Origin of the sequence: Streptomyces sp. NPDC020597 (assembly GCF_044335095.1) — a bacterium.
Taxonomy (GTDB): Bacteria; Actinomycetota; Actinomycetes; order Streptomycetales; family Streptomycetaceae; genus Streptomyces.
The window spans coordinates 46750-57931 of the sequence record NZ_JBIRUL010000013.1 but is presented as its reverse complement, the minus strand read 5'-3'; the positions used below and the strand labels follow the sequence as shown (position 1 = coordinate 57931).

Annotated in this window: 14 protein-coding genes and 1 pseudogene; 8 read left to right on the top strand and 7 right to left on the bottom strand. The window is 69.6% G+C overall.

What is annotated here, in order from left to right; all coding sequences use genetic code 11:
- The 4 genes and pseudogenes from ACH4ZA_RS22865 to ACH4ZA_RS22850 all read right to left on the bottom strand — a co-directional run.
- The coding region (locus ACH4ZA_RS22865; RefSeq protein ID WP_398431240.1) for a HAMP domain-containing protein at positions 1-683 on the bottom strand (683 nt) is incomplete at its 3' end.
- A gap of 329 nt (positions 684-1012) precedes the next feature.
- Positions 1013-1165: pseudogene (locus tag ACH4ZA_RS22860) on the bottom strand (sigma factor-like helix-turn-helix DNA-binding protein); the annotation flags it as partial.
- Positions 1166-1415: 250 nt separating this feature from the next.
- The gene (locus tag ACH4ZA_RS22855) at positions 1416-2066 is read right to left on the bottom strand and encodes a hypothetical protein (protein ID WP_398431238.1); all 651 of its coding nucleotides are present in this window, start codon (positions 2064-2066) and stop codon (positions 1416-1418) included.
- 293 nt (positions 2067-2359) lie between these two features.
- Positions 2360-2827 carry a helix-turn-helix domain-containing protein gene (locus ACH4ZA_RS22850; protein ID WP_398431236.1) on the bottom strand — a complete coding sequence of 156 codons (468 nt, stop codon included), beginning with the start codon at positions 2825-2827 and terminating at the stop codon, positions 2360-2362.
- Between the two features lie 145 nt (positions 2828-2972).
- Between ACH4ZA_RS22850 and ACH4ZA_RS22845 the strand changes: the two genes are divergently transcribed.
- The 7 genes from ACH4ZA_RS22845 (at position 2973) to ACH4ZA_RS22815 (ending at position 9008) form a co-directional block, all read left to right on the top strand.
- Positions 2973-3263: a helix-turn-helix transcriptional regulator gene (locus ACH4ZA_RS22845; protein WP_398431234.1), complete on the top strand. Its 291-nt coding sequence runs from the start codon at positions 2973-2975 to the stop codon at positions 3261-3263.
- A gap of 101 nt (positions 3264-3364) precedes the next feature.
- Positions 3365-4462 carry a YqaJ viral recombinase family protein gene (locus ACH4ZA_RS22840; RefSeq protein WP_398431232.1) on the top strand — a complete coding sequence of 366 codons (1098 nt, stop codon included), beginning with the start codon at positions 3365-3367 and terminating at the stop codon, positions 4460-4462.
- A gap of 3 nt (positions 4463-4465) precedes the next feature.
- Entirely contained in the window at positions 4466-5440 is a 975-nt protein-coding gene (locus ACH4ZA_RS22835; RefSeq protein WP_398431231.1) for a recombinase RecT, read from the top strand.
- A 223-nt stretch (positions 5441-5663) separates the two neighbouring features.
- On the top strand, positions 5664-6371 hold the full coding sequence (locus tag ACH4ZA_RS22830) for a hypothetical protein (protein WP_398431230.1): 708 nt from the start codon (positions 5664-5666) through the stop codon (positions 6369-6371).
- Entirely contained in the window at positions 6364-6846 is a 483-nt protein-coding gene (locus ACH4ZA_RS22825) for a hypothetical protein (protein WP_398431229.1), read from the top strand. Before ACH4ZA_RS22830 ends, ACH4ZA_RS22825 begins: the two co-directional genes overlap by 8 nt.
- The gene (locus tag ACH4ZA_RS22820) at positions 6843-7439 is read left to right on the top strand and encodes a hypothetical protein (RefSeq protein WP_398431227.1); all 597 of its coding nucleotides are present in this window, start codon (positions 6843-6845) and stop codon (positions 7437-7439) included. The genes ACH4ZA_RS22825 and ACH4ZA_RS22820 overlap by 4 nt, the downstream gene beginning before the upstream one ends.
- Positions 7440-7442: 3 nt before the next feature.
- The gene (locus ACH4ZA_RS22815; RefSeq protein ID WP_398431225.1) at positions 7443-9008 is read left to right on the top strand and encodes a terminase large subunit domain-containing protein; all 1566 of its coding nucleotides are present in this window, start codon (positions 7443-7445) and stop codon (positions 9006-9008) included.
- Between the two features lie 37 nt (positions 9009-9045).
- On the opposite strand, the gene ACH4ZA_RS22810 is transcribed toward ACH4ZA_RS22815, so the two are convergent.
- The 3 genes from ACH4ZA_RS22810 to ACH4ZA_RS22800 all read right to left on the bottom strand — a co-directional run bounded on the left by ACH4ZA_RS22810 (position 9046) and on the right by ACH4ZA_RS22800 (position 10402).
- Complete coding sequence (locus ACH4ZA_RS22810; protein WP_398431223.1) at positions 9046-9453, bottom strand: hypothetical protein; 408 nt, start codon at positions 9451-9453, stop codon at positions 9046-9048.
- A gap of 115 nt (positions 9454-9568) precedes the next feature.
- Positions 9569-9715: a hypothetical protein gene (locus ACH4ZA_RS22805; RefSeq protein ID WP_398431221.1), complete on the bottom strand. Its 147-nt coding sequence runs from the start codon at positions 9713-9715 to the stop codon at positions 9569-9571.
- A gap of 552 nt (positions 9716-10267) precedes the next feature.
- On the bottom strand, positions 10268-10402 hold the full coding sequence (locus tag ACH4ZA_RS22800) for a hypothetical protein (RefSeq protein WP_398431219.1): 135 nt from the start codon (positions 10400-10402) through the stop codon (positions 10268-10270).
- A gap of 399 nt (positions 10403-10801) precedes the next feature.
- On the opposite strand from ACH4ZA_RS22800, the gene ACH4ZA_RS22795 reads away from it, so the two are divergent.
- Entirely contained in the window at positions 10802-11134 is a 333-nt protein-coding gene (locus ACH4ZA_RS22795) for a DUF1360 domain-containing protein (protein ID WP_398431217.1), read from the top strand.
- The last annotated feature ends 48 nt before the right edge of the window (positions 11135-11182 follow it).

The following is an 11182-nucleotide window of genomic DNA, read 5'->3' as shown; positions in this document are numbered from 1 at the left end:
TCGCCGCGGGCGTCGACGGTGATCTTCTGGGAGAGGTCGCCCTTGGCCACCGCCGTCGTCACCTGGGCGACGTTGCGGACCTGGTTGGTGAGGTTTCCCGCCATGAAATTGACCGAATCGGTGAGGTCCCGCCACACCCCGGCGACGCCGGGCACCTGCGCCTGGCCGCCGAGGCGTCCTTCGGTGCCGACCTCGCGGGCGACGCGGGTGACCTCGTCGGCGAACGCGGAGAGCTGGTCGACCATCGTGTTGACGGTCTCCTTCAGCTGGAGGATCTCGCCCCGGGCCGGCACGTCGATCTTCTGGGAGAGATCGCCCTTCGCGACCGCCGTCGCCACCTGGGCGATGTCGCGCACCTGGGTGGTGAGGTTGCCCGCCATGGCGTTCACGGAGTCCGTCAGATCGGCCCAGGTCCCGGACACCCCGGGCACCTCCGCCTGACCGCCGAGGGTGCCCTCGGTGCCGACCTCGCGGGCCACGCGCGTCACCTCGGAGGTGAAGACCGACAGCTGGTCGACCATGCCGTTGAAGACGGTGGCGATGTCGCCCATCAGACCGTCGCCGTCGGTGGGCAACCGGGTGCCGAAGTCCCCGTCCCGTACGGCGGTCAGGCCGGCCAGGAGCTGGCGGAGCTCGTGGTCGCCGGGAACCGTGTCCGACGGCTCGGTCGCGTTGCTGGTCATGCGTACCCTCGTTCCGCTCCCCAGGAGCCCCCGGGCGGGGACTCGGAACCGGGTCGTCCGGGCGGACGACCCCGCATGTCGCGCCTGTGTTTCCGCACTTCACGGCAGTGTGCGATGAGAGAAATCCGCCGCAGGCTAACCCACGGAAGCGGGCGGAAACAAAGCCTCACCTCACGTTGCCCGCACAGGAATTCCCGATGACGCACACATGGCATACATGAGGGAAAGGCGGGTACCCGACACAGTTTCGCCCGGGACGGCCCGCTCGCCGTCCCGGGCGATCCCGGTGTGCTCCGGAGGCTGTCCCGGGCCCGTCGCCCGGGAACGGCTCAGCCGACCTCGGACCCCAGCAGCCCGGCCCGCAGCCGCTGCACCATGCGGCTGATCAACCGCGACACGTGCATCTGCGAGATGCCGAGCTCCCGGCCGATCTCCGCCTGTGTGCGCTCCTCGACGAACCGCAGATGGATGATCCGTCGGTCGTGGATTGGAGTGCCACCCGCTGCACTAGGCGCCACGCGGGCAGGCACCCTGCGAGCAGCGGAAACGTTTCAGGTCCTCGCTTCTGCGGGGCCTTTTCACGTCCTCCAAGAACACTAGCTCGCCCGATGCTCGCCCGAAGTGAAAACGCCGTCTGATCTCCGGCCGGAGCAGGTGCGGCATGAGGGCTTTAACGGCGAGGCAGGCACGGAGAATCGTTTCTGAGACAGGCCGTCAGGAGCGTCCGCGCGGCTACAACTGGATACAGAGGTCGAGGCTGGAGTTGCCGGGGAAGAGGCAGACGCTCGCCGTGGTGCCGCCGGGAAACGTCGTCGGGGCCGGCGGCGGGCTGGGTTCCGGCTCGGGCTGTGGCACCGGCAGCGCCGGCGGTGCCGGAGCGGGGCTGTGCGCGGGCGGCACGGTGTCGGCCGGGGGCGCGGGTGTCGGCGGGTACGACCGGTCCGGGGTGTGTGCCCTGGGGGGCTGAGGGGTGCCGTAGCTGCTGCTGCCCGGGTGGTGTTCGTCGGCGACGAAGGTCTGGCCGGGGTGCGTGAGTTGGGAGGCGGGGACGCCGCCGGCGCTGTCTGGCGTCGCCGCGCTGGTCGTGTCGCGGGTGCCCGACGTGGCGTCGGTGTGGTGCCCGGTGGGTGCGCCCGGCTCCGAAGTCGGGGTGTCGATGTCACCGGAGCTGGGGGCCGTCATCGACTGGACGGGTGCCGAGTGGGTCGGTGCCGCGCCGTCGCGGGTGTTGGCGGTGTAGTAGGCCGCGGCGGTGCCTGCGACGAGGACGGACGTTGCGGCCACGGCGACGGCCTGCGCGCGCCGTCGGGTCACGAGGGAGCGCAGGCGGTCGCCGAACGAGGCGAGGATGGCGACTGCGCCGCCGCCTATGTAGAGCGCCAAGTGCCGTTTGCGGCGTGCGGGCTCGGGAGGTTGTTCCTCGCAGGCGAGGGGCAGTTGTGTCAGTGCGGCGATCTTCGTCGCCGTCAGCTCTGCGTGGAGTCGCGTGACGTCGGATCGAGTCTTTCTGACCCAGTATGCGAGTTGTGCGAGCGCAAGGATCGCAGCTCCGAGTAGAGCTGACAGAACGACAATGACCATACGTCACCCCGTAGTTGAGCATTCATGTTGCTTTCTGGTGATGAAACCCCTTTCGTAGCGGAATGTGCAAGTCCCTATTCGGAAAGTGACAGAAGTCAACCCGCTTCACGCTGTGTCCGTGAAATTTCTTGATCGTGGATCAAGCTGGGTCGGTTGACGAGGCGTAGCACCTCGTCCTGTGCCTCCGGGGGGAGTGTCGAGAGGAGCGCGGCGATCGCACTGATGTGCGGATCGTCGGCGTACTGGCTCGAGGCACCGGTCGCCGCGGGCGGAGGTGTGGCGAGCCGTTCGAGTTCGTCGGCGGCGTCGCTGCGGCCGGCCTTGCGGAGTTCGGCGGCGGTGACCTGGGTGGCGTGGGCCATGCGGGCGAGGGTCTCGGCCGGGGCGACGACGGGTACGTGGTGGCCGCTGACGGTCTGGTAGCCGGTGGTGATCTGCCGCCAGCGTGCGTCGCTGACGCCGGACCTTCGGGCGGCCTCGCGGCCGGACATGCGTACCTGCTTGAGGGCTTCTCTGATCAGCACGGCCTCGGGTGGCGGTGCTGGCTTCTTCTGCGCGTCCATGGGTGCAGGTTCGCACAACTACGCGCTACTGCGCCACACGAGCGCGCATCGTATCCAAAAGTGCATACTGCGCATACTTGCGCCCCAATGTACGTACTGCGCGCGCAGTCTGGACGCTACGCCGTACTACGCATAGAGTGCGCACATGACCACTCACCGAATGCGGCGCCGTAAAGGTGCCCCCTTCCATCACTCGCCACAGGCGGTGACACGCACACGGGAGAACGCCGGACTGACACAGGCAGACCTGGCGGAGCGGGCCGGGTTCAGCATCCAGCTGATGTGCGACATCGAAGCGGGCCGCCGCAATGCGACCCCCGAGAAGCTGCGCGCGATGGCCGCAGTCCTGAAGTGCCAGGTCGCGGACCTGCAACCGGCGGGCGGCGTGACGCGGCTCGACGACGAGCCGCCCCAGCCCCAGGAACAGCGCGCATAGCGAAGCGCGCCCTCGCGCCTTGTGACGCGACGAAGCCGCCGAGCTCAGCACAGCTCGACGGCCTCGAATCCCCCGAACGATCCACGAAGAGAGATGGAACGTTGTCCCAACAGGCTACCCAACCCTGGACCCCCGCCACTGGCCCGGCTGTCGACCTCGCCTACGGAGCACCCGCCGCGCGGCTGCTGCTGCCCGCCGGCGACCTCAACGACCCCTGCTACCGCGCACAGTGGGACGCGGTCCGGCGCGGCGGCATCGGCGGTTCCGAAGTCGCCGCCCTCCTCGGCCTCGACAAGTACCGCGGCCCCCGCCACGTCTTCGAGGCCAAGCACGGCCGGGCCGTGGCGAGCGGCGCAGCGCTCAGCGAGTACGCCGAAGTCGGCCAGGAGATCGAGGACTTCATCGCGTACATGTTCACCAAGCGGTCCGGTATCCCGGCCGTGCCGACCCCGGGCACGCTCGCGAACGTCGACCGGCCGTGGATGCGCTGCAACGTCGACCGGTACGCCCTCGACGCGGAGTCCGGCGTCGTCCTGGCACCCGTCGAGCTGAAGAACCGCAGCGAGTACCAGCTCGACGACTGGACCGAAGGCGTCCCCGACGCGCCCGCTCTGCAAGTCCACTGGAACATGGCCGTCGGCGGCTGGTCGTACGGCTGGGCCGTCGCCCTCGTCGGCGGGAACAAGCTCCTCTTCCACCGCATCGAGCGCGACGACGAGCTGATCGACACCCTGATCGACGTGTGCGGCCGCTGGTACCAGCGGCACGTGATCGAGGGGTTCCCGCCGCCCGCTGACGGACTGGAGGCAACGAAGGAACTCCTCGGCCGCCTGTGGGAAGCGAAGCCCAACGAGGTCGTCGAGGTGCCCCGCGACAAGGCGGTCAGGCTGCGCAAGCGGCGCGCCTCCCTGATCGAGCAGATCAAGGAACTGGACGGCGAGCGGAACACCGTCGAGAACGAGATGCGGCTGATCTCGGAGAGCGCCGCGGTCGCCAAGTCGGGTAAGAGCGTCGCCTGGTCGTGGAAGCAGAACGGCAACTTCGCGGCGAAGCGGTTTCAGGAAGAGGAACCCGACCTCGCCGCCGAGTACATGACCACGGTCGAGGTCGTCGACGTCGAGCGGCTGAAGGTCGAGAAGCCTCTGGTCTACGAGAAGTACCGGGCCCGCGTCCTGCGCGTTCCCGCGAAGGAGCTGTGACCCATGGCTCTGACATCACTCAAGGACCGCGTGCGGGCGGTGGCCGCATCGACGCCGAGCAGCGACGACATCCGGCACGACCGTGGCGAGGACGTCGTCGAGGAGACGCGCGCCGGTCACGACGACCAGGCGGCGTCGGCCGCTGACTGGCTCGGCCAGTACCGGGCCGACGTCGAGGCCGCACTGCCGAAGCACATCAGTGCCGATCTGTTCTTCGCCGCGCTGCGCCCCACCCTGCCGAAGCTGCGCGGCTGCACGCCGGCCAGCGTCCTCCAGGCCGTCATCACGTGCGCGCGGTTCGGCCTGGTCCCGGACGGCCGCCAGGCGGTCATCACCGCTGACGACCGGATCGCCACCTTCATCGCGACCTATCACGGCTACATCGACCTGATGTACCGGTCGGGCCTGGTGAAGTCCGTCGTGACCGGCCTGGTCTATCCCGGTGACGACTGGAACTGGGAGCCGACGGCCCCGCCTCCCGCCGATTTCACGCACAAGCCGGATGTCCTCGCGGCGACGAAGGACCGGGGGGAGCCGCTGTTCGCGTACGCGTTCGCGTGGCTGGAGGGCGGCGTCCGCTCGGCGGTCGCGGTCGTCACCCGCGAGGCCGCTGAAGACACCCGCGACGAGTACAGCAAGGCCTACCAGCGGGCCGAGCAGTCCGGCGCGAAGGATTCCTTCTGGCACCTGCGGTTCGACGACATGCACGTCAAGACGGCCGTGCGCCGCATGGCCAAGCTGTTGCCGCAGTCGGCGGAGCTGCGGGCCCTGGTCGCGGTCGAGCAGGCCGCCGAGGACGGCACGCCGCAGATCCTCGCCGTGATCGACCGGGAGACGGCCGCGCTGGAAGCGGAGGCGCGGCAGGCCGCCAGGGCGGCCGAGGCGTCGCAGGACCGCCCGGCACCGGGCCTGCCGGTCAAGGGCGGCCGGGGCCGGGCGAAGCCCAGGCGCCGCCACCGCGACCGGAACAAGAGGTAAGCCCCGTGCTTGCCGCCCTACGAGGCCGGGCCCGCGCACTGTTCGCGGGCCCGGCCGCGGCCCCCACCCAGCCGGCCCCGCCCGCGCTGTGGCTGGAAGGCCGCGCCGATCTCGCCGATTTCGACGACTGCCCGCAGGAGAACCGCCGGACGCCGCACGCGATACGCGTGGACGGCTCCCGGTGTCGCTTCTGCTGCGGACACGAGACCCCGGGACGAACCTCATGACGCAACCCCTCGCAACCTGCCCGCCTCCGGAGCCGCAGAAGCTCCGACCGGCGCAGTTGCCGTGCCCCCACTGCTCGTGCTGCTCCGCCGTGCTGTGCGAACGCGGCCGGAACAACATCGGCGAGTGCATCGCCCACACCCCCGCGGACCATGCCGCCACCGTCGCCGACTGCCCGTGCTCGGCGGAGACCACGCGCGGCACGCACGCGTGGCGGGCGGCCATGCTCCGGATCACGAAGCACGCGACCGAGAACCCGATGGCACCCCAGGCGCAGAGCATCCTCCACGCCCTCGCCGGTGACGCCATGGCGTTCGAGGACCCCAGGGGGCACCTGCGGACGCTGCGCTCCCTGCGGTACGTCACCGGCTCCGAGCCGGCGTACCAGATCACGGACTTCGGGCGCCGCTACCTGGCCGCGCTCACCGAGCCTCGCTTCACGACCCCCGTCGAGGTCGAGTCCATCGACCTCAAGCTGCGCACGGCCCGCGTCGTGGTCGTCGGCTGGAACATCGCAGACCCCGTGACGGTGCTCCTCGACCCGATCCGCCAGTCGACCGGGCTGAACCCGGAGCAGCTGATCGGCCGGTTCCTGGAGGCCAAGGCCAACTGCTACGCCCAGACCGCCGACGACATCGTTCTGACGCGGATCCAGTTGGCGCCGCCGCTGCCCGAGAACTGGATGAGCGGGGGCAGCGGTGACTGAGCAGCGCACCTTCACGGTGGCCGGCCTCGACCTGTCGCTGACGGCGTCGGGCATCGCCTACCGCGACGGCTCGACGTCCACGGTGAAGACCCGGCAGAAGGACGGCGACGGGCGCCTGGCGCAGATCGAGGAGGCCGTGCAGATCGCCGTCGGCGGCGAACACCTCGGCCTGGGGCCCGCCGTCGAGCTGGTGGCGATGGAGGACATCCCGCAGAACAGCCACGCGGCGAAGCCGATCTCCATGGTGCACGGCGTCGTCCGGAACCTGCTGCAAAAGCAGGGCATCCCGTACGTGCTGATTACCCCGGCGACGCTCAAGACATACGCGACCGGCAAGGGCTCAGGCGACAAGGTCCCGATGGCCGCGGCAGAAGGACGCGGCGAGATAGAGCAGGGGCAGGGCTGGCGACTCCTCGAACGCCTGGCAGGTGAGTACCTCTCCGGCCCCAACCACGTCCCCAGCGAACCCGCATGAGCACCCGCCCACCCATCACCCTGAACCCCGAACTGGACCCGTGGGAACGTCAGCCCAACGAGACCCCCCACAAACACGGACAGTTCGCTACGTACAAGGACCTCGGTAGGACCCGCACCCTGACCGAAGCCGCGCAAAGGCTGACACTCGCGTACGGGCACGTGAGGAACCTCGCCGCCCAGTACCGGTGGCGGGAGCGTGTCGAGGCGTACGACCGGCACCTAGACCGGCAGTACGAGGCGATGTGGCTGGAGGAGCGACGCAAGGCCGCCGAGAACGACGCGAAGATCCTCGGCGCGGCGGTCGGCAAGCTGGCGCAGCGGCTCCAGACACTCCGAGCCGATGAGCTGTCCGCCGGCGACTTCATCCGGCTCATGGACGTCGCCATGCGGCACCGGCGCGTCCTGTTCGGCGACCCCACGGAGACGATCGCCGTCACCAGCGAGGGCACTACCGCGCTGGCGCAGCACTTCGCCGACTTCGCGGAGATGTCCCCGGAGCAGCGGCGGTCCCGCCTCGGCGAGCTGGCGGCGTCGGTGAACCAGCGGATCAAGGCCGTGCACGGTAGCGACGACGAGGACGAGGAGGCGTAGACGGTGACGGTGGCCGTGGACGAGCTGGAGCACCTGGACGACGCGGAGGTCTACCGGCAGCTGGAGGCAGCGCGCCGGGCGATGAGCGCCGATCTGCTGCGGGACCCGGTGACGCTCGCTCGCGGCCTCGACCGGCGGTTCCGGATGCGCCCGCACCTGAAGCTCATCGGTGAAGCCCTGGCCGCCGTGGGCCGGGGCGAGTACGACCGGCTGCTCATCCTGACCCCGCCGCAGGTGGGGAAGTCGACCACGGTCGCGGAGTGGTTCCCGTACTGGTGGCTGTGCATGTACCCGATGGACAAGGTCGCGGTCACCTCCTACGGGGACGACCTGGCGCTGCGGCGGGGCAAGAGGATCCGCGGCTACGTCGAGGAGTATGGCGACGAGTGGGACCTGCGGATGAAGCCCGGGTCCGGGGCGATGCAGGACTGGGAGGTCACCAAGGGCGGCGGCTGCCGCTCAGTGTCCGTCGGCAAGGGCCTGACCGGCTTCGACGTGAACCTGCTGATCATCGACGACCCGCACAAGGACCGCGCCGACGCCGAATCGGAGGCCTCACGGCGGGCCCTGCACGACTGGTACTCGTCGGCGGCCCTGTCCCGCCTCCAGCCCGACCGCAACGCGGTGGTGGCGATCCAGACCCGCTGGCACCCCGACGACTTCGCCGGCCGCCGCATTCAGGAAGAGGGCCGTATCGAGGACGGCGGCCGGTGGAAGGTGATCCACCTCCCCGCGGTCGCCGACCCCAAGTTCGGCCCGGATCCGCTCGGCCGTGAACCCGGGGAACCGCTGCCGCACCCGAAGATCCCCACTCGTGCCGTCGCCCGGTTGAAGGCGTGGTGGGCGCAGAAGAAGGCGACGTCGATCGTCCGGGACTGGCATGCCCTCTACCAGGGCGACCCCCAGCCCGGTGAAGGAGCGCTCGTGTCCGAGGAACTGCTGCGCCTGCTGCGCGACACCGCCACCCCGGTGGAGCCGCAGAAGATCGCCGTCTCGGTCGACCCGTCCGGTGGCGGCCGGGACGTCGCCGGCGTCATCGGTGGTTTCCTCGGCGACGACGGCCGCGTGTGGGTCACCGACGACGTGTCTGCGCCGATGTCGTCCGCCGACTGGTCCATGGCGGCATGCCGGCTCGCGTACCGCTCGAACGCGTCGATCATCTACGTCGAGTGGAACTTCGGCCGGGACATGTGTGTCCTGGCGATCCAGACGTCGTGGGAGAAACTCCAGCGGGACGGGGAGATACCGCAGAACGTCCTCATGCCGGCGATCCACCCTGTGCGGGCCAAGCAGGGGAAGTTGCTGCGGGCGGAGCCGATCGCGCAGCAGATGGTGCAGGACAAGGTCCGGCTCCGGGGCGTGTTCACCGACCTGGAACGCGAGTGGGCGACGTGGCAGCCGACGGACCCGGACAGTCCCGGCCGGATCGACGCCTCCTGCGTCCTCGTGTACGGGCTGATACCCGAGGCCAACCAGGGAGCCATCGTTCACGCGCCGCGCCCGCAGGCCCCGCAGCCGGGCGGCCGGCCGGGCGGGGCAGCATCGGCGTACGGGCGCAGGATCGGCTAGGTCTTGTCCGGGGGGTCCGGCACCCCCCTTCGGATGGTCAGGCGGTGTTGAAGCTGGCGAAGGTGCTTTGGAGCCGGCGAACCGCGTCTTCGGCTTCCGCGTACTGCTCGGGTGTCGGCGTGACGGCGCCGAAGGTGGGGCCTTCGGCGGGCATGGCGCGCCAGTGCAGGATCGGCCTGAGCGCGTCGGCAGCTGCGCCCAGGAACCAGGCCAGGGGTCCATGGCTCTGAGCGAGTGCGATGGCCACAGCAGCGAGTGCCTCCCGCAGGTCCTCCAACCGGTCGACCTCGGACAGGTGGGACTGCTGGGCGCCCACGGCGGCGTGCAGGTCGGCGGCGGCCTTCGCCGCGACAGCACGGTCGCCAGACGTCGGGACCCACACCTGATCACGGATCAGCCCTTCGGCTTCTTCCGCTAGGGCCTCGACGACCGTCCGTATGTCCATACCTGTGATCCTATGCATGCTCGTGATCATCAGCCTTCGAGCGCTGGCCGCCTGCTCTGGCGTCCAGCCCTCTCGGGGGCCGCCCGGGAGCACTCTGCTCCCGGGCGGCCCCACTTCACCGGCTCTGGAGCCAGTAGTAGAGATATCCGAGCGCGAAGGTCACGATCGCCTTCACGGTCATCCGCACGAGCTCGTCACTCGCGGTGTCCAGCAGGCGACGCGCACGCATCCGGGCCGGACTCAGCCGCTTGGTCTTCTGCATCTCGCCGAGCGGGGGACCATCAAGGTGCTGGTCAGGCTTGCTCTGACGGTGGGAGCCCGTAGGCTCGTCGTCGGTGGGAATCGGGACCTCCTCAGGTTGTCGGTTCTTGCTTCGAGATCGGTGGCCTCCTGTTGCGAGCAGGGGGCCGCCGCCGTTTCGGCGACGGGCCCGAAAGGCCACAGCCACATCTTGGCGTACGACTCCGACAATGGGCCGTCCACGCCCGGGACGACACCCGGTCGGCAGGATCCGCCGGTGCCCGCGCGCGACGCATCCACTGCGCGGTGTACTGACCTGCGTAAACGTGAAGTTGGATCACCTCGGAGGGGCTGTGCGACGCCTCACGCCGCTGGGCAGGTACTGAGCAGCGGCGCGTGCGGCTGGCTGCGCCCCGCCGTGTTCGGCGCGATGGACGGCCAGGTCTCCCACGCGGCGGGCCATCTAGGCGCCCTGTGGCCTGACCTGGGCAAACGTGAAGCCACTGGGCACGGCCCCCGGAAGGCACCGCGGGGGAGAACATCTCTTTCGGCGCAGGCGTTCTCGCGGGTCATTTCAGACGTCGAAGATGTCGACAAGCGCGTCGATCTCGTCGTGCGCCTTGGTCCAGCTCGCTGCGACCAGAGCCACCGGCCGCTGACCTCGGCGAAGATCTCCGTACCTGAGGCAGCCGGTGCAGGGCAGCTTCATCTTCAGCTGCCCCTTGAAGCCGCCGTTCACGGCCCGCGGTAGGCACCGCCGGCGCGAACATCCGCGGTGACTGCGTCATCGCTACCGCGTGAAGTTCCGGAAGATGGCGGCGTCGGCGTTCGCGTTCTTCTGGGCGCGGAGGCGCGCTTCTAGAGGTTGTCAGTGCACGTGACGATCTCACCTGCACGAGGGATGCGCGCCAGGGCGTGAACCACCAGCGCATAGGTACAGAGCGCCCCCGAGGCGTACGCCTTCGTGTACCCGGCTTCGACGTGCGCCCTTCGGCGAAGCCCGGGTATCGCCGTCGCATCCCCGAGCCAATGCCGCGTACTGCGCGCGCAGTAATGCGCAGTATCCTTGCCGCCGTTCCTGACCTGGGGATCTTGACGGAGGCGGCCTGTGATCTCTCTGCCCGTGCTCGCTGTGCTCGGCTTCGCCGCGTATCGGGCCACCCAGCTCGGCGTCCATGACTCGATCCTGGACGGCCCCCGGGAGCGTCTCGCCGCCTGGAGCGCGAAGAAGGTCGAGTCGAGGTCCCGAGGCTTCCTCGTCCAACTGATCAGCTGCGTCTACTGCTTCGGCTGGTGGCTGTCCGGCGTCACGCTCCTCGTGTACCTCCTCGCCACCGACAGCTGGGATGACGCCCCCTGGCTGGTCCACGCCATCGAATGGTTCGCGGTGGCCGGCGTGCAGGCCCTCCTGAACCGCCGCGACGACACGTTCGGCGGCTGACCTGTGCCTCGACAGCTCACCGCGGCAGCCTCCCGCTACAGCGTCAAG